Raw genomic sequence first — 17539 nt, 5'->3', positions numbered from 1 at the left:
GGGTTGAAACATGTCCGGTAAACCTTCACTGCACGAGATTGAACAGGCCGAGAAGCAGCCATTGTGGCGGCGCCTGGGATGGCTGGCGGGGATCTGGGTGGGCAGCGTGCTGGCCCTGTTCGTGGTGGCCAGCCTGATGCGCATGTTCATGAATGCGGCGGGCCTGACCACGCACTGACATACCGAACCGGCCTGCCAGCGTGAGAGGCAAGCCCTGCTCTTCTATTGGAAGGGCAGGGCTTTTTTATTTGCGCGCTTTGAGGATGACGAACTTTGGTGTGGCCGCCACTTGTTCGACGCCACGGAACAATCGCGCCAACTTGCTGTGGTAGCCCAGGTGGCGATTACCCACGATATACAACGCGCCGCCCACTACCAGGGCTTCGCGTGCCTGCTGGAACATGCGCCAGGCGAGGAAGTCACCCACCACTTGTTGTTGATGAAACGGTGGGTTGCACAGCACCACGTCCAACGATTGCGCCTCCTGACCGGCCAGGCCGTCATCGGCACGTACAATAACGTCGCGATTGCCCAGAGCGGCTTGCCAGTTTTCAGCCGCCGATTGCACGGCCATATAAGACTCATCCACCAGCGTGTACTGTGCGTCGGGGTTTTGCAGAGCGCTGGCAATCGCCAATACGCCATTGCCGCAGCCCAGGTCTGCCACGCGGGCGCTGCCAAGGTTTTTCGGCAGGTGCGGCAGGAAGGCGCGGGTGCCGATGTCCAGGCCCTCGCGGCAGAAAACGTTGGCGTGGTTGAACAACTCGATCGCTGGCGCGTCCAGCCTGTAGCGGGTGGGATAGGGCGAGACGGCGACAGGACGATCTGCCACGGTGGCGATCAGCAATCGCGCCTTTTTGACCGCAAGCGTCGCGTGCATCGGCCCGATGTAACGCTCCAGCAGTTCACCGGCGGCGCGGGGCAAGTGCTTGACCATCGCCCCGGCGATCACCTCGGCGCCCGGCGCCAATTGCCCTTGCAGGCGGATCAACTGTTCTTCCAGCAGCGCCAGGGTTTTTGGCACACGGATCAGCACCCGATCGAAGGGCCCCACCGGCGCGGTACTGGCGGGTACGAATGGCACGGCATCAAACGCCTTGCCGTTGCGCACCAGGTTTTTCTCCAGGGCTTGGGCGGCGAGGAACGAGTCGCCGCTGGAGGTCACCAACATCTGGCCCGCAAGGCTGGCCGCGAGGGCACCGAAGCTGTCATTGAGTACCAGCACGCGGGTCAGCGCATTGGGTTGCTGTGCGCCAAGGTGGTTGAGCAGGTACTCGTCGGCGGCATCGAAGGCTTGCAGCGGATCATTGTGTTGCTCTGGCTGACGAATCAGATCGAGCTGGGCGAAGGGGCTGTCAAGCAGGGGCATGGGGGAAGAATGCTCTGGGTAATCGACGGAACCGTCTGAGTGAACGGCGACGCGACCCACTGAAGGGGGCGGCATCAACACTCAGAGTTGGCCGTAAATGTTACGTTTTTTTTTACGCAATGACATGGGGTGTTTGATTGACGATTACAGCATTCCGGCTTTGGCGAGGCAGAGCACAGCCTGGATCTTACTGGTGACCTTCAATTTGCTGAGTACTCTGCCGACATGAAAACCCACCGTGCGCTCGGACAGGCACAGAATGCGAGCGATCTCCGCGGCAGTCTTGCCCATGGCGCACCATCTGAGAATCTCCGTTTCGCGGGCCGTTAACTTGAATGGCGCCTCGTCGATGGGCTCGCCGGTGTATTGAAGCGCGACGACCGCATGCATCGCATGGCAGAGCCACAATACTTGACCGGCTTTTTCGTAAAGCTCTTCAGGGCTGACCTCACCCTTGTCACGCACCAGGGTCAGCATACTGAATACACCCTTGAAATCATGCACCGCCTGGGACCAGCCCATATGCACCCCAAATGACTCAGCCAAGTCCCACAGTTCAGGTGCGTTACCGAAGGCTTGCTTCTCCCAAAGGATGGGCAGTACAGAGTGCTTGCAGTGAACTACAGCCGGATCTTTGTCGAAGAAACCTGCTTGTTGATAGATTTTGTTCCATTCATTTGGGTAGTTGTTGCAGTTGAAAGGCTTTGCTTGGGTATTTTCGGATTGAGTACTCATTGTGAACGAGCAATATTTGAACCCCATTTCCTGAGTGCGGTTGATCACCATTTCATACACGGTGGTGATTTCGCTCTCGCCTTCCAGCTTGGGCAGCCGTGAATTGTGCCAATTGACCATCGGTAACTCTCCATGGGTTTCTTTGTGACTTGGGTACTTCCTGATCCCCAATCCAACACGAAAACAAGTGTAGGACACGTCGTACAAGCTAGTCTGAAAAAAAATTCATCAAGTGGTTGGTCTTCGGGTTTCAAATATGTACAAGCGTTATTGGTTTGTATGAAAAAACCGATGGGACATTTTTTTTGCACTGGTTTTAATGACTTGCAGGTGATATCAAAATGACGTCTTCGGACGGCGTAGTTTCATCTTGTGGCGCATTCCGGTTGGGTTAATAGCCAAATGATTAGTATGAGTGTGCGGCGCGTTGTTTGCTGCGGATTGCGGGTGAACCGCTGGCTCACTTGCGTCACTGACAGGCGGTGCGCGATGGATAAATGCAATGCCAGTACAAATCAACGGTGTTTGCGTCATCTGCTTTGAGAGACACTAGCGGCCTGTGCAAAACGGAGCCTCCCATGACGGCCAGTGCTGAGAAATTTACCCGCCAGACCTTGCTCGACGTGCAATCTCTGACCCCCAGCCTCTTCACCCTGCGCACCACTCGCGACCCAGGCTTTCGCTTTACCGCCGGCCAGTTCGTGCGCCTTGGTGTAACCAAGGCCGATGGCAGCACCGTGTGGCGTGCCTACTCTGTGGTGTCATCGCCTTTTGATGAGCATCTCGACTTTTTTTCCATCGTTGTCCCTGGCGGGGAGTTCACCAGCGAACTCAGCCGGCTGCGGGTTGGCGATACCTTGTTGGTAGAGCGCCAGGCCACCGGCTTCCTGACCCTTAATCGCTTTGTCGACGGGCGCGACCTGTGGCTGCTGGGCACCGGCACAGGGGTTGCGCCGTTCCTGTCGATCCTGCAGGACTTTGAGGTCTGGGAAAAATTCGAACGCATCATTCTGGTGTACAGCGCGCGGGAAGCGAAAGAGCTGGCTTACCAGGCGCTGATCAAGGAACTGGGGGAGCGCGAGTACTTGGCCGAGTACGCGCATAAACTCACCTACATCCCCATCGTCACTCGCGAGCAATATCCGGGTGCGCTCAACGGGCGCATTACCACGCTGATCGAAAATGGCGAACTGGAGCGTGCGGCCGGCCTTGAGTTAACGCCGGAACACTCCCGCGTATTGATTTGCGGTAATCCGCAGATGGTCGATGACACCCGCCAGCTACTCAAGCAACGGGACATGCAACTGAGCCTGAGTCGACGCCCTGGTCAGGTTGCAGTAGAAAATTACTGGTAGAAAAAAGGCGCCTCACGAGGCGCCTTTTTGCAATCGCTGATTAAAGCGGTTTGTTGTTGTTTTGAGCCTTGAGCAGGTCGCGGATCTCGCCCAGCAGCACTTCTTCTTTGGTCGGCGTCGGTGGCAAGCTAGGGGCTACGGCCTCTTCTCGCTTCAGGCGGTTGATGGCCTTCACACCCATGAAGATCGCAAAAGCAACGATCACGAAGTCGATGATGCTCTGGATGAACTTGCCATAAGCCAGCACCACCGCCGGTACGTCACCCTGCGCGGCCTTGAGCGTTATCGCCAGGTCGGCAAAGTCCACACCCCCGATCAGCAGACCGATAGGCGGCATAATCACGTCGCCTACAAACGAGGAAACAATCTTGCCGAAGGCGGCGCCGATGATGATACCGACGGCCATGTCGACCACATTACCTTTGACCGCGAAGGCCTTGAACTCACTGATCACGCCCATAGGTTATTCCTTGTTACAGTTGAGAAGGGTGGAGGTCAGTGTAATTCAGTCGTACAAGGCTTGCTCGACACAACTGTTAACACTGTCGATTTTTATCGACACATTAAAACGCAAATAGTTTGCAAAGTGCCACCAGTCGCGCGCGAATTACCCGTCATTTCAGCCAGTTACCAGATTATTTTATTAATCGGCCCTGTGGCGTTTTTCTATTTATCTTCTGACTCGCAGGTCTCTAGCCTCTGACAAGCACAACAGAATGTGCGCTAAAAAAACCAGAGGAAACCTCGATGAACACTCCAATCCGCCGCAGGCCCGTGTCCGCGCGTCACGCGCTGGCACTGGTGACCGCAAGCCTGCTGTCCCTCTCTGTGCAAGCCGCCAACCTGACCCGCGATAACGGGGCCAACGTCGGTGATAACCAGAACTCCCAAACGGCCGGAGCGAACGGCCCGGTATTGTTGCAGGACGTTCAACTGATCCAGAAGTTGCAGCGCTTTGACCGCGAACGCATCCCCGAGCGTGTGGTACATGCCCGCGGTACCGGCGCCCATGGCACCTTCACGGTGACCGACAACCTCAGCGACCTGACCAAGGCCAAGGTGTTCGCCGCCGGTGAAACCACGCCAGTGTTCGTACGCTTTTCGGCGGTCGTCCACGGCAACCATTCCCCTGAAACCCTGCGTGACCCACGGGGCTTTGCCACCAAGTTCTACACCGCCGAAGGTAATTGGGACCTGGTTGGCAATAACTTCCCGACCTTCTTTATCCGCGATGCCATCAAGTTCCCGGATATGGTCCATGCCTTTAAACCCGACCCACGCACTAACCTGGATGACGACTCGCGCCGTTTCGACTTCTTCTCCCATGTTCCCGAAGCCACGCGTACTTTGACCGAGTTGTACTCGGACTCCGGTACCCCGGCCAGTTACCGCGAGATGGACGGTAATGGCGTACATGCCTACAAGTTGATCAACGCCAAGGGCGAAGTGCACTACGTCAAGTTCCACTGGAAGAGCCTGCAAGGCATCAAGAACCTGGATCCCAAGCAAGTCACCGAAGTACAGGGTCGTGACTACAGTCATATGACCAACGACTTGGTCACCCATATCAACAAGGGCGACTTCCCCAAGTGGGACTTGTATGTGCAAGTGCTCAAGCCCGAGGACTTGGCCAAGTTTGATTTCGACCCCCTGGATGCCACCAAGATCTGGCCGGATGTACCGGAGCGTAAAGTCGGGCAGATGGTGCTCAATCGCAACCCGGCCAATGTCTTCCAGGAAACCGAGCAAGTAGCGATGGCGCCTGCCAACCTGGTGCCGGGCATCGAGCCGTCGGAAGACCGCCTGCTGCAAGGCCGGGTGTTCTCCTATGCCGATACGCAAATGTACCGCCTGGGTGCGAACGCCCTGCAACTGCCGATCAACGCTCCACGGGTCACCGTCAACAACGGTAACCAGGACGGTGCGATGAACTTCGGCAAGACCACCACCGGCGTGAACTACCAGCCAAGCCGGCTGTTGCCACGCGAAGAGCCGCAAACCGCGCGCTACAGCCAGTCGCCGCTGTCGGGCAGCACCCAGCAGGCGAAGATCCAGCGCGAGCAGAACTTCAAACAGGCCGGTGACCTGTACCGCTCCTACACCAAGAAAGAGCGTCAGGACTTGATCGACAATTTCGGCGGCTCGCTGGCCACCACCGATGACGAGAGCAAGCACATCATCCTGTCGTTCCTTTACAAGGCTGATCCGGAATACGGCACCGGCGTGACCAAGGTGGCCAAAGGTGATCTGGCTCGCGTGAAGGCGCTGGCGGAAAAACTGACTGACTGATTCGTTGGTTGCGGTCGGCGCCTCTACGGGCGTCGACCTTTGGCAGGAGAAGCCCCTATGCGTATCTCTATCGGTTTACTGATGGCCATGCTGGCCTTTGTCGCCCATGCGGAGTCTCCCGACCCGGTGGCGCTCAAAGCCCAGTTGCAGGATTACTACTTCGACGCCGCTCGCCGTGGCGACCTCGACATGCTCAATACCTTTATCGACTCCGGCTACAGCCTCAACATCCAGGATGACAAAGGCTACACGGCACTGATTCTCGCCGCTTATCACGGCCAGGGCTCGTACGTGGAGCGTCTGCTCGACGCGGGTGCCAACGCCTGCGTACAGGACAAACGCGGCAACACGGCGCTGATGGGCGCGATCTTCAAGGGTGAGCTGAAAATCGCCCAGCGCCTGCTGGCCACCGACTGCAACCCGGACCAACGCAATGGCGCGGGACAGACTGCCGCCATGTACGCCGGGCTGTTCAAACGCGTCGAGTTGCTGGGTGAACTGCAAGCCAAAGGCGCAGACCTGAACGCCGAGGACCCCGTCGGTAACAGTGCTTCACGTTTGGCCAGTGGCGAAATCCGGACCCCGGCGTCGCGCTGAGCTATCATCGCGGTTTTTCGGTTGGAGGTTCTCACATGGCAAAGGCCAAGCGCATGTACGGCTGCACGGAGTGCGGCGCGACCTTTCCCAAATGGGCGGGCCAGTGCTCCGAATGCGGTGCGTGGAACACCCTGACTGAAACCATGATTGAAAGCGGTGGTGCCGCAGCCCCTACCGGCCGCGCCGGCTGGACCGGGCAACAGGCACAGATCAAGACCCTGGCCGAGGTCAGCGTCGAAGAGATCCCGCGTTTCTCCACCGCGTCCGGCGAACTGGACCGCGTACTTGGCGGTGGCCTGGTCGATGGATCGGTGGTGCTGATCGGCGGTGACCCGGGCATCGGCAAGTCGACCATCCTCTTGCAAACCCTGTGCAGCATCGCCAGCCGTATGCCGGCGCTGTACGTCACCGGCGAAGAATCCCAACAGCAAGTGGCCATGCGCGCCCGCCGTTTGGGCCTGCCCCAGGACCAGCTGCGGGTCATGACCGAAACCTGCATCGAAAGCATCATCGCCACGGCGCGGATTGAAAAGCCCAAGGTCATGGTGATTGACTCGATCCAGACGATTTTCACCGAGCAACTGCAATCGGCGCCGGGCGGCGTGTCCCAGGTGCGCGAAAGTGCGGCGCTGTTGGTGCGCTACGCCAAGCAGAGCGGCACGGCGATCTTCCTGGTCGGCCACGTGACCAAGGAAGGCGCGCTGGCCGGGCCACGGGTGTTGGAGCACATGGTGGATACCGTGCTGTATTTCGAAGGTGAGTCCGATGGCCGCCTGCGTTTGCTGCGGGCGGTAAAAAACCGCTTTGGCGCCGTGAACGAGCTGGGTGTGTTCGCCATGACTGACCGTGGGCTGAAAGAAGTCTCCAACCCCTCGGCGATTTTTCTCACTCGCGCCCAGGAAGAAGTCCCGGGCAGTGTGGTGATGGCGACGTGGGAGGGTACCCGGCCCATGCTGGTGGAAGTCCAGGCGCTGGTGGATGACAGCCATTTGGCCAACCCGCGGCGGGTCACGCTTGGCCTGGACCAGAACCGTCTGGCGATGTTGCTGGCGGTATTGCACCGTCACGGCGGCATTCCGACCCATGACCAGGATGTTTTCCTTAACGTAGTGGGCGGCGTCAAGGTGCTGGAGACCGCCTCCGACCTGGCTCTGATGGCGGCGGTGATGTCCAGCCTGCGCAATCGGCCGCTGCCCCATGATCTGCTGGTGTTTGGTGAGGTCGGCCTGTCGGGTGAAGTCCGCCCGGTGCCCAGTGGGCAGGAGCGGTTGAAGGAGGCGGCCAAGCATGGGTTCAAGCGGGCGATCGTGCCCAAGGGCAATGCGCCGAAGGAAATGCCGGCAGGTTTGCAGGTGATTGGGGTGACGCGCCTGGAGCAGGCGCTGGATGCACTGTTCGAATAATCACCAGCATTGCAAATCCAATGTGGGAGGGGGCTTGCTCCCGATTGCGGTGAATCAGTAACAGATAGGCTGACTGACCCACCGCAATCGGGAGCAAGTCGAATCGTCGCACCGCCCCTCCCACATTTGAGTTGTGTTGGCTTCTAGATTTCCAGCAATGCCGCCAGCTCTCTGTGTAGCTCTTCCTCATCACCCAGGTTCAATTCAATCAAGCGCCGCAAATGGCTGATCGAATCCAGGTCGATATGTTGGCACACGAAGCCCAACTGCCCCTGATCCTCGTGGCTCAGCTTCACTTGCATCTTTATATGCGCTTTCGGATCCAGGCGTATGTCTACGTCGAACGGCAGCGCCTTGTTCCCCTTCCAGTCTTCGGGGCGCTCGACCAGTAGACCCTTTAGCGAGAGATCCACCAGTTTCACCGGAAAATCCCATCCGTTTTGCCGAATTTCGGTTTTGGCATCAAAAGCAATCCGGCGAAAACGGCGGCGATCAGACGGTTGCTCAGTCATGGTGAAGTCCTCGGTGGATAGGGGGATTGTAGCCTTGCGCCATCATTTGGCATTTATTTCGTTTTTTTGCCGCATAGAAGGCTCTAGACCAACGTAGGGGGCTGGTCTTTGAGGCCAACAGCGCTAAACTCGGGCTGGCTGTCCTTTCTGTCCACCCTGGCTGGAATACAAAAATGAAAAATAATAATAGCCTGCTACGCCACCTACCCTGGCTGGTGCTGGCAATCGTAGGAGCGTGCGCCCTGGGCGTAGTGGCCTTGCGCCGCGGCGAGGCGATCAACGCCTTGTGGATTGTGGTCGCTGCTGTGGCCATCTATCTGGTTGCGTACCGTTACTACAGTCTGTTCATCGCCAATAACGTGATGCAACTCGACCCTCGGCGGGCCACCCCCGCAGTGGTCAATAACGACGGTCTGGACTATGTGCCGACCAACAAACATATTCTTTTCGGTCACCACTTTGCGGCGATTGCCGGTGCAGGCCCGTTGGTCGGTCCGGTGCTGGCGGCGCAGATGGGCTACCTGCCCGGCACCCTGTGGCTGATTGCCGGTGTGGTGCTGGCGGGTGCGGTGCAGGACTTCATGATCCTGTTCCTGTCCACTCGTCGCAACGGGCGTTCCCTGGGTGACATGGTTCGCGAAGAGATGGGCCGCATTCCCGGGACCATCGCCCTGTTTGGCTGCTTCCTGATCATGATCATCATCCTCGCGGTGCTGGCACTGATCGTGGTCAAGGCCCTGGCCGAGAGCCCGTGGGGCATCTTTACGGTGATGGCGACCATCCCGATTGCGATGTTCATGGGCATCTACATGCGCTACATCCGCCCGGGCCGCATTGGTGAAATTTCGATCATCGGCGTGCTGTTGCTGCTGGGTTCGATCTGGCTGGGCGGGCAGATTGCCGCTGACCCGGTCTGGGCCAAAGCCTTCACCTTCACCGGGATCCAGATCACCTGGATGCTGATCGGCTACGGCTTCGTTGCCGCTGTTCTGCCGGTATGGCTGATCCTGGCGCCGCGTGACTACCTGTCTACCTTCCTGAAAATCGGCACCATCATCGCTCTGGCGATCGGCATCCTGGTCACCATGCCTGACCTGAAAATGCCGGCACTGACCCAGTTCATCGACGGCACTGGCCCGGTATGGAAGGGCGGCCTGTTCCCGTTCCTGTTCATCACCATTGCCTGTGGCGCGGTCTCGGGCTTCCACGCGCTGATCTCTTCGGGCACCACGCCCAAGTTGCTCGCCAGTGAAAGCCACGCCCGTTACATCGGATACGGCGGCATGTTGATGGAGTCGTTTGTGGCCATCATGGCAATGGTTGCCGCTTCGGTGATCGAGCCAGGCGTGTACTTCGCCATGAACAGCCCGGCGGCGATTGTCGGTACTGACGTGGTCACCGTGGCGCAAACCGTCAGCAGCTGGGGTTTTGCAATTACCCCTGAAGCGCTGTCGGCTGTTGCCCACGATATCGGTGAAACCACCATCCTGGCGCGTGCCGGCGGTGCGCCGACGCTGGCGGTCGGTATCGCACAGATCCTGCACAGTGTGCTGCCAGGTGAAAACACCATGGCGTTCTGGTACCACTTTGCGATCCTGTTCGAAGCGCTGTTCATCCTCACGGCGGTCGATGCCGGTACCCGTGCCGGTCGCTTCATGCTGCAGGACCTGCTGGGTTCGTTCGTGCCTGCGCTCAAACGCACCGAGTCCTGGACCGCCAACCTGATCGCGACGGCCGGTTGCGTGGCGATGTGGGGTTACCTGTTGTATCAGGGCGTGATCGACCCACTGGGAGGCATCAACACCTTGTGGCCGCTGTTCGGTATCTCCAACCAGATGCTGGCGGGTATCGCGCTGATGCTGGCGACCGTTGTGCTGATCAAGATGAAGCGCCAGCGCTACATCTGGGTGACCATGTTGCCGGCCGTCTGGCTGCTGATCTGCACCACCACCGCAGGCTTCATCAAGCTGTTCGACGCCAACCCGGCGATCGGCTTCCTGTCGCTGGCCAAGAAATACAGCGATGCCCTGGCCAACGGTCAGATCCTCGCCCCGGCCAAGAGTATCGACCAGATGCAGCATGTGATCTGGAACGCCTACACCAACGCAACGCTGACGGCGCTGTTCCTGTTCGTGGTATTCAGCATCCTGTTCTATGCGCTCAAAGTCGGCGTAGCCGCCTGGGGCAACAAAGAGCGTACGGATAAAGAAGCGCCATTCCAGGCCGTACCGGACGCATAAGCGAGGATTGCCACTATGTTCAATGACATCAGTCGCCTCGGTAAATACCTCGGTCAGGCCGCGCGCCTGATGGTCGGCATGCCCGACTACGACACCTACGTCGAGCATATGCAAACCAAACACCCGGACAAGCCGGTGATGGACTACAAGGCGTTCTTCCGCGAACGCCAGGAGGCCCGTTACGGCGGCAAGGGTGGGCCCAAGTGCTGTTGACCCGGTAACGCGGGCCAATGCGATACCCCTGTGGGAGCAGGGCTTTCTGTGGGAGCTGGCTTGCCTGCGATAGCATCACCTCGGTCTGACTGAAGCACCGAGTTGTCTGCATCGCAGGCAAGCCAGCTCCCACAGGGGCCTTTGCTCCCACATTTGTTTTGTGTTTATTCAGTTATCAGGAGAATAGTTTTGTCCTCTCCCATCCCCGTCACCATCCTCAGCGGCTTCCTCGGTGCCGGCAAGACCACCTTGCTGCGCCATCTGCTCAAGGCCGAGCACGGCTTGAAAATCGCCGTGATCGAAAACGAATTCAGTGACGCCGGCATCGACACCCAGCTCTTGGGCGACGAGCCGGTACAAGTCATGACCCTGTCCAACGGCTGCGTGTGCTGCACCATCCACACCGACTTGACCAAGGCCCTGTACCTGCTGCTTGAGCGTCTGGACAGTGGCGAAATCGCCTTCGACCGACTGGTGATCGAATGCACCGGCCTTGCCGACCCGGCACCAGTAGCCCAGACTTTTTTCATCGACGAAGAACTGCGCGAGCGCTACATCCTCGACGGCATCATTACCCTGGTGGACGCCGCCCACGCCGAGCATCACCTGACCCAGACCATCGCCCAGGCCCAGATCGGCTTTGCCGACCGCCTGCTGGTGAGTAAGCGCGACCTGGTGGACAACGCCACCTTCGACGCCCTCAGTCAGCGCCTGACCCGTATCAACCGGCGTGCGCCGATCCGTGTGGTGGATCACGGCAAGATCGACTTGGCTGAGCTGCTGGATGTGCGCGGCTTCAACCTCAATGCCGGCATGAGCCTGCGCCCGGTCAGCGCTGCGCCATCGGTCGACCGTATTTCCAGCCTGGTGCTGCGCACCGACCAACCGCTGGATATCGACCGCCTCAGTGAGTTCATGAACGAACTGCTGGAAGACCACGGCAAGCAGCTGCTGCGCTACAAGGGCGTGCTGAATATTGCCGGGGAGGATCGACGCATGGTGTTCCAGGGCGTGCTGAAACTCTATGGTTTTGACTGGGACACCGAATGGGCCGAGGGCGAGGCGCGGGAGAGTGTGATTGTGTTTATTGCCGATGAGCTGCCGGAGGACAAGATCCGCGAAGGTTTTGCCAAGGTCTACCAAGCCTGACTTGAAATGCGATCAACTGTGGGAGGGGGCTTGCTCCCGATTGCGGTGGGTCAGTAAACATATAAGTGACTGACACACTGCTATCGGGAGCAAGCCCCCTCCCACAATTGAATGCATTTCAAATTGAAATAAAAAAGCCCGGCTCAAGAGCCGGGCTTTTCATTCAAGCAACTGCAATCAAGCGCCGTAAACCGGCAGCTTCTTGCAGATGGCCTTGACCTTCTCACGTACCGCGTCGATCACGGCTTCGTTGTTCAGGTCAGCCAGGATGTCGCAGATCCAGCCGGCCAGTTCCTTGCACTCTGCTTCCTTGAAGCCACGGGTGGTCACTGCCGGGGTGCCGAAGCGCAGGCCGGAGGTGACGAACGGCGAACGTGGGTCGTTCGGCACGGAGTTCTTGTTCACGGTGATGAAGGCTTTGCCCAGGGCGGCGTCAGCGTCTTTACCGGAAATGTCCTGTTTGATCAGCGACAGCAGGAACAGGTGGTTTTCAGTACCGCCGGACACCACGTCAAAACCGCGCTCGATGAACACAGATGCCATGGCCTGGGCGTTCTTCACCACTTGTTGCTGGTAGGTCTTGAACTCAGGCTGCAGTGCTTCCTTGAAGCAGATCGCCTTGGCGGCAATCACGTGCTCCAGCGGGCCACCCTGGGCGCCGGGGAATACCGCGGAGTTGAGCTTCTTCTCGATCTCGGCGTTGGCGCGAGCCAGGATCAGGCCGCCACGTGGACCGCGCAGGGTCTTGTGGGTAGTGGTGGTCACCACGTCAGCGTAAGGCACTGGGTTCGGGTACACGCCCGCTGCCACCAGACCGGCCACGTGGGCCATGTCGACGAACAGGTAGGCACCGACCTTGTCGGCGATTTCACGGAAGCGTGGGAAATCCAGGATCTGCGAGTAGGCAGAGAACCCAGCCACGATCATTTTTGGCTTGTGCTCGACCGCCAGGCGCTCGACTTCGTCGTAGTCGATCAGGCCGTTGGCATCGATACCGTACTGGACGGCGTTGTACAGCTTGCCGGAGGAAGAAACGCTGGCGCCGTGGGTCAGGTGACCGCCGTGGGCCAGGCTCATGCCCAGGATAGTGTCGCCGCCTTGCAGCAGGGCCAGGTACACGGCGCTGTTGGCCTGGGAGCCGGCGTGTGGCTGGACGTTGGCGTAATCGGCGCCGAACAGCTCCTTGGCACGGTCGATGGCCAACTGCTCAACCACGTCGACGTACTCGCAACCACCGTAGTAGCGCTTGCCCGGGTAGCCTTCGGCGTACTTGTTGGTCAAAACCGAACCTTGAGCCTCCATCACCGCAGGGCTGGTGTAGTTTTCCGAAGCGATCAGCTCAATGTGCTCTTCCTGGCGCACGGCTTCTTGCTCCATGGCGGCGAAGAGATCGGCGTCGTACTTGGCAATAGTCAAATCACGGCTGAACATGGCGGTCCTCAAGGATCGGGGGCAGAAAAGGAGGGCATTCTAACCCAATGGGTTTTAGATGGCATATGAAAGGACATCATGTCGCGGACAAGTGGGGCTCATCTGGAGATGAGTGGTGACTGTGCTGGCCTCATCGGGAGCAAGCCCCCTCCCACATTCGAAGGTATTCACAGTTCAAAGGTGGGAGGGGGCTTGCTCCCGATGGAGCCATAAGCCTCACAACAGCAGGTCAGTCGAACATGAAGAGAGCATCATTGCTGAACTGCGCCTCGAACCGATTCGCCGGCATCGGCCGCCCGAACAGGTAACCCTGTACCTCATCACAGCCATGCTCGCGCAAAAAGTCCAATTGCTCGTGGGTTTCCACACCTTCGGCGATCACCGCCAGGTTCAGGCTGTGGGCCATGGCAATGATCGCCCGGGCGATCTGTGCGTCCTGCTCACCGGAGGGCAGGCCATCGACGAAGGTGCGGTCGATCTTCAGCACGTCGATGGGGAATTGCTTGAGGTAGTTAAGCGATGAATAGCCAGTGCCAAAGTCGTCTACCGCGATGCTCAGGCCCAGGTTCTTCAAGCTGGCGAGGATTTGCAGCGCTTCGTTGACTTCGCGCATCAGGATACTTTCGGTCAGCTCCAGCTCCAGGCACGCCGGCGGCAGGCCGGTGTCCTTGAGGATGGTGGCGATGCGTGTGCCCAACTGGCCGTCGGAGAACTGTCGCGCCGAGATGTTTACCGAGACTTTGGGCACCCGCACCTTGTTCTGGTGCCAGGTCTTGAGTTGGCGACAGGCTTCGCTGATCACCCAATCGCCCACGTCCACCACCAGCCCGAGTTCTTCCAATACCGGAATGAAATCCCCCGGCGGCACCAGCCCGCGACGCGGGTGGCGCCAGCGCAGCAGGGCCTCGGCGCCGGTCAGGCGTTTGCCGTCGCCGCTGAATTGCGGTTGGTAATACAGCACGAATTCGTTCTGGTCCAGGGCGTGGCGCAGGTCGCTCTCCAGCTCCAGGCGCTCCAGGGCGCTGGCGTTCATGTCGGCCTGGTAGAACTGGAAGTTGTTCTTGCCGCGCTCTTTGGCGTGATACATCGCCGTATCCGCGTTTTTCATCAGTTGGCTCAGCTCGTTGCCGTCTTGGGGACTGAGGGCGATGCCGATACTGGCGGTCACGAAGAACTCGCGGCCTTCGAGCACGAATGGCTTCACCAGGCTGGCCAGAATCTGTTCGGCCACATGAATCGCGCGGTTCAGCGCCATTTCGCGGCTGACCCGTGGTTGCAACAGCAGGGTGAACTCGTCGCCGCCCATGCGCGCCACGGTGTCGTCTTCGGCCACGCAACCGAGCAGGCGCGTCGCCATTTCCTTGAGCATACGGTCGCCGGCGGCGTGGCCGAGGGAGTCGTTGATCGGCTTGAAGCGGTCGAGGTCGAGGAACATCAACACCACCCACGACTTCTGCCGTTCTGCCGATTGCAACGCCGTGTGCAGACGGTCCTGGAACAGCGTGCGGTTGGGCAGGTGGGTCAGGGCGTCGTAGTAGGCCAGGCGGTGGATGCGCTGTTCGCTGGCCTTGCGCTCGCTGATATCGCTGAAGAAGCACACATAGCTGGCCAGGTCGCCTTCATCGTCGAACACCGCCGTAATGCCGACCCAGGCCGGGTAATGCTCGCCGTTGCGGCGCTTGAGCCACACTTCGCCTTCCCAGGTACTGTGCTGGTGCAGTTGCTTGAGCACATAACGCAGGTGGGCTTCCTGCTGCTCGTCGACGGTGAGCATGTTCGGCAATTGGTCGAGCACGTCCGCCACTTCATACCCGCTGACCCGGCTGAACGCCTCGTTGGCTTGCACGATATAGCCGGCCGGATCGGTGATCAGGATCGCCGAGGTGGAGTGCTCGAAGACCGTGGCCGCCATGCGCAGGTCTTTTTCGGCGCGGCGTTGCTGGCTGATATCGCGGCCCACGCCGAGGATGCCCTCAAAGGCGCCATGTTCATCCCACACCAGCACCAGGCGCAGTTCGATCGGTACTTTGCGCCCGTCGGCGCGCAGGCAGTCGAACAGGAACAGTTGGGTCTGGACTTCATCGCGCAAGGTGTTCAACGCCTCGGGGTTGCCGAGGGCGCGACTGACCTGTTCCATCAGGCTATAAATGCCGGTCAACTGTTGCGGGTTGGCAACGATCGACTGCCAGCCATGCTTGAACACCCAATCCACGTCATAGCCCAGCACGGTGTTGACCGATGGGCTGATGTAATTCAGAGCCAGTTGGCTGTCGGTAGAGCAGATCACGTCGCTGATGCTTTCAGCCAACATGCGGTAGCGCTGTTCGCTGTCGCGCAGGGATTCGCTGGCTTCGATCTGGTCGGTAATGTCCTTGGCCACACCGATGATCCGAGTGACCACCGTGGACGTATCCCGGGCCAGGGCCTGTTCGCGAATATCGAAGCGGCGCCATTGGTTATTGCGGTGGCGAAAGCGCAGTTGGCAGTGCAACTGGGTCGTGTAAGCGGCCTGGCGTTGCTGTTCACGCGAGTCGTGGTAGTGCTCGGCGTCTTCGGGGTGCAGCAGGATCTCCCAGAAGTACTCACCCATTTGCTGCAGTTCGGCTTTGTTGTAGCCCAGGGTGTGGCCCAGATGATGGTTGCTGAAAATCATGCGCTGGCTGATCACGTCCTGCACATACAGGTGATCGGGCACGGTGCGCACCACATCCGACCAGAAGCTCTCGCGCTCCACCAGCGACAACTCGATCAGTTTGCGGCTGGTGATGTCGCTGATGCTGAGGATCACGGCGTTGACGTCATCCTGCTGCTCCGGCAAACGCATCACCAGCCACAGGTACTGTTCGTTGCCGGCCACGTCGTTGAGCTGGATTTCCAGCTCCAGCTGTTTTTGCCGGGTCAATACGGCTTCCAGCACCTGATAGCCGATGGACGTGGCATTGCGCGGGCAATCATCGATCAGGCGCTCCCACGCCTGCTCGCAGGACACGACGTTGAGCAGGCGCACGGCCATCTGGTTGACCTCGGTGACGCGCAACTCCTTGAGCAGTTGCTTGCGCTCGGCGGGGTTGGCCTGCAACCAGGCGTGCAACTGCTCGCGGCTTTGCACCTGGGTCTTGTTGCAAAACGCCTTGAGCCCGGACAGGTCAAGCACGCACAAGGCCACGCCTGTGCCTTCGAAGATGTCCTGATAGCGTCGCCGGCCTTCATGCACCTGGCGTTGGCGGCGGCGCATGTTGAGCAGCACGATCACCGGGACCAGTGAAAACGCCAGGCCCAGCAGGCACTTGCCGATAAAGGCAGGCAGCAGTTGTTCCAGCACCGCGCTGCGGTCAAACAGGCCGCGCAGTTGCCAGTCGCTTTTGCTCAAGGGCGTGACCAGCACACTGCGGTTCAATTCTTCCGGCGTCAGGGCGCTGGGCCACTGCGCGGGCATCCCGCTGTCACGGCTGACCACACGATGGTTCAGGCTGTTCTCGATCGCCCACATCGGGCGCTGGCCCTGAATGTCCTGCCGTGTGAGGTTGGCCAGGTAATTGGGGGCCAGGCGCAAGGCCCAGTACACCTTGGAGCCACCGCTGGGTTGGTGCAGCAACAGATAGATGACCGTGCCGTCATTGTCGTTGCTCAGGTAGTAAGACTGGGCGTGACTGCGCTTGACCAGGTCTTCGAGCAGGGCATTGTCTTGGCTGCCTTCGGCAGTGTCGCTGATCAGTGCGCCGTTGGGGGTGAGCAGGGCGAAGCTGCGTAGGTCCGGCAACGAGCGCTGCAACGTGCGCATCAAGGCCTGCTGCTGTTCGGCATTGCGCGGCGGCTCGACAATGGGCAGCAGGTTCAGGGCGATCTGCGCGCTCAGTGCCATGCTCTGGCTGATCTGCTCGGCCAAGTCAGCACTGTAGTCGATGGTGTATTGCTGCTGGTTTTTCTGGTTTTGCTGCAACTGGTCAAGCAGTTGCCAGAACAATAACGCGAGCAACATCAGCACAAGCGTCGCCAATGCGCCCTTCAAGGTACCGTGCAGGGGCGCTCCCGGCGCAATATGAGCGGCGCGCAAGGGAGTGGGCGGCGTGACTTTGGACAAGCTGTGATCCTGCGGTTGGCTGGACTGGCGCGCGACGTGCACTATAAGCCGGACGCCCGGAGGGCGGCTAGCATGCCTTGAGTTGTGGCAAAGTGCCAGTCCTGCCTGGCTGGACTGCCCCAGCGCATTCAGGTAGCTTTGCCGGTTACGCGGGGGCGTTCCAGC

General features: G+C 59.5%; 14 protein-coding genes. 8 read left to right on the top strand and 6 right to left on the bottom strand.

The genetic code is table 11. The annotated features are described in order from the left end of the window. Window positions 1-10: 10 nt before the first annotated feature. Window positions 11-178, top strand: a complete 168-nt coding sequence (locus tag E3O56_RS00515; RefSeq protein ID WP_078822377.1) for a DUF2474 domain-containing protein — start codon at window positions 11-13, stop codon at window positions 176-178. A 66-nt stretch (window positions 179-244) separates the two neighbouring features. Here E3O56_RS00515 and E3O56_RS00510 read toward each other — a convergent pair whose 3' ends face one another. Beyond that, the gene (locus E3O56_RS00510) at window positions 245-1369 is read right to left on the bottom strand and encodes a methyltransferase (protein ID WP_248127594.1); all 1125 of its coding nucleotides are present in this window, start codon (window positions 1367-1369) and stop codon (window positions 245-247) included. Between the two features lie 144 nt (window positions 1370-1513). Then, window positions 1514-2224, bottom strand: a complete 711-nt coding sequence (locus tag E3O56_RS00505; RefSeq protein WP_248127592.1) for a LuxR family transcriptional regulator — start codon at window positions 2222-2224, stop codon at window positions 1514-1516. 458 nt (window positions 2225-2682) lie between these two features. On the opposite strand from E3O56_RS00505, the gene E3O56_RS00500 reads away from it, so the two are divergent. Further along, window positions 2683-3459, top strand: a complete 777-nt coding sequence (locus E3O56_RS00500; protein WP_032879395.1) for a ferredoxin--NADP reductase — start codon at window positions 2683-2685, stop codon at window positions 3457-3459. 40 nt (window positions 3460-3499) lie between these two features. On the opposite strand, the gene mscL is transcribed toward E3O56_RS00500, so the two are convergent. Next, complete coding sequence (mscL, locus tag E3O56_RS00495; protein ID WP_005791618.1) at window positions 3500-3919, bottom strand: large-conductance mechanosensitive channel protein MscL; 420 nt, start codon at window positions 3917-3919, stop codon at window positions 3500-3502. 287 nt (window positions 3920-4206) lie between these two features. On the opposite strand from mscL, the gene katB reads away from it, so the two are divergent. The 3 genes from katB to radA are packed head-to-tail and all read left to right on the top strand — an operon-like array spanning window position 4207 to window position 7748. After that, window positions 4207-5748: a catalase KatB gene (katB, locus tag E3O56_RS00490; RefSeq protein WP_005791616.1), complete on the top strand. Its 1542-nt coding sequence runs from the start codon at window positions 4207-4209 to the stop codon at window positions 5746-5748. A 57-nt stretch (window positions 5749-5805) separates the two neighbouring features. Beyond that, on the top strand, window positions 5806-6345 hold the full coding sequence (locus E3O56_RS00485; RefSeq protein WP_078822375.1) for an ankyrin repeat domain-containing protein: 540 nt from the start codon (window positions 5806-5808) through the stop codon (window positions 6343-6345). A 35-nt stretch (window positions 6346-6380) separates the two neighbouring features. After that, complete coding sequence (radA, locus tag E3O56_RS00480; RefSeq protein WP_005791613.1) at window positions 6381-7748, top strand: DNA repair protein RadA; 1368 nt, start codon at window positions 6381-6383, stop codon at window positions 7746-7748. Window positions 7749-7891: 143 nt separating this feature from the next. Here radA and E3O56_RS00475 read toward each other — a convergent pair whose 3' ends face one another. Next, a complete protein-coding gene (locus tag E3O56_RS00475; protein WP_216092128.1) occupies window positions 7892-8260 on the bottom strand; it encodes a PilZ domain-containing protein in 369 nt (122 codons plus the stop codon). 173 nt (window positions 8261-8433) lie between these two features. Between E3O56_RS00475 and E3O56_RS00470 the strand changes: the two genes are divergently transcribed. The 3 genes from E3O56_RS00470 (at window position 8434) to yjiA (ending at window position 11862) form a co-directional block, all read left to right on the top strand. Further along, window positions 8434-10500, top strand: a complete 2067-nt coding sequence (locus tag E3O56_RS00470; protein WP_005791609.1) for a carbon starvation CstA family protein — start codon at window positions 8434-8436, stop codon at window positions 10498-10500. Between the two features lie 15 nt (window positions 10501-10515). Continuing rightward, a complete protein-coding gene (locus E3O56_RS00465; protein ID WP_003194308.1) occupies window positions 10516-10713 on the top strand; it encodes a YbdD/YjiX family protein in 198 nt (65 codons plus the stop codon). A gap of 189 nt (window positions 10714-10902) precedes the next feature. Then, window positions 10903-11862, top strand: a complete 960-nt coding sequence (gene yjiA, locus E3O56_RS00460; protein WP_032879403.1) for a GTPase — start codon at window positions 10903-10905, stop codon at window positions 11860-11862. Window positions 11863-12039: 177 nt separating this feature from the next. Here the strand turns inward: yjiA and glyA are convergent, their stop codons facing one another. Both glyA and E3O56_RS00450 read right to left on the bottom strand, forming a co-directional pair. Beyond that, window positions 12040-13293, bottom strand: a complete 1254-nt coding sequence (gene glyA, locus E3O56_RS00455) for a serine hydroxymethyltransferase (protein ID WP_078822372.1) — start codon at window positions 13291-13293, stop codon at window positions 12040-12042. Between the two features lie 229 nt (window positions 13294-13522). Continuing rightward, the gene (locus tag E3O56_RS00450) at window positions 13523-17374 is read right to left on the bottom strand and encodes a bifunctional diguanylate cyclase/phosphodiesterase (RefSeq protein WP_282446813.1); all 3852 of its coding nucleotides are present in this window, start codon (window positions 17372-17374) and stop codon (window positions 13523-13525) included. Window positions 17375-17539: the final 165 nt, after the last annotated feature.

The sequence above is a fragment of the Pseudomonas sp. W2Aug9 genome (assembly GCF_023127755.1).
Taxonomy (GTDB): Bacteria; Pseudomonadota; Gammaproteobacteria; order Pseudomonadales; family Pseudomonadaceae; genus Aquipseudomonas; species Aquipseudomonas synxantha_A.
This window is presented reverse-complemented; position numbering and strand designations above follow the sequence as displayed.

Coding starts and splice junctions, on each gene's coding strand:
- E3O56_RS00515 (WP_078822377.1), top strand. CDS start 11: ATGTCCGGTAAACCTTCACTGCACGAGATTGAACAGGCCGAGAAGCAG.
- E3O56_RS00510 (WP_248127594.1), bottom strand. CDS start 1,369: ATGCCCCTGCTTGACAGCCCCTTCGCCCAGCTCGATCTGATTCGTCAG.
- E3O56_RS00505 (WP_248127592.1), bottom strand. CDS start 2,224: ATGGTCAATTGGCACAATTCACGGCTGCCCAAGCTGGAAGGCGAGAGC.
- E3O56_RS00500 (WP_032879395.1), top strand. CDS start 2,683: ATGACGGCCAGTGCTGAGAAATTTACCCGCCAGACCTTGCTCGACGTG.
- mscL (WP_005791618.1), bottom strand. CDS start 3,919: ATGGGCGTGATCAGTGAGTTCAAGGCCTTCGCGGTCAAAGGTAATGTG.
- katB (WP_005791616.1), top strand. CDS start 4,207: ATGAACACTCCAATCCGCCGCAGGCCCGTGTCCGCGCGTCACGCGCTG.
- E3O56_RS00485 (WP_078822375.1), top strand. CDS start 5,806: ATGCGTATCTCTATCGGTTTACTGATGGCCATGCTGGCCTTTGTCGCC.
- radA (WP_005791613.1), top strand. CDS start 6,381: ATGGCAAAGGCCAAGCGCATGTACGGCTGCACGGAGTGCGGCGCGACC.
- E3O56_RS00475 (WP_216092128.1), bottom strand. CDS start 8,260: ATGACTGAGCAACCGTCTGATCGCCGCCGTTTTCGCCGGATTGCTTTT.
- E3O56_RS00470 (WP_005791609.1), top strand. CDS start 8,434: ATGAAAAATAATAATAGCCTGCTACGCCACCTACCCTGGCTGGTGCTG.
- E3O56_RS00465 (WP_003194308.1), top strand. CDS start 10,516: ATGTTCAATGACATCAGTCGCCTCGGTAAATACCTCGGTCAGGCCGCG.
- glyA (WP_078822372.1), bottom strand. CDS start 13,293: ATGTTCAGCCGTGATTTGACTATTGCCAAGTACGACGCCGATCTCTTC.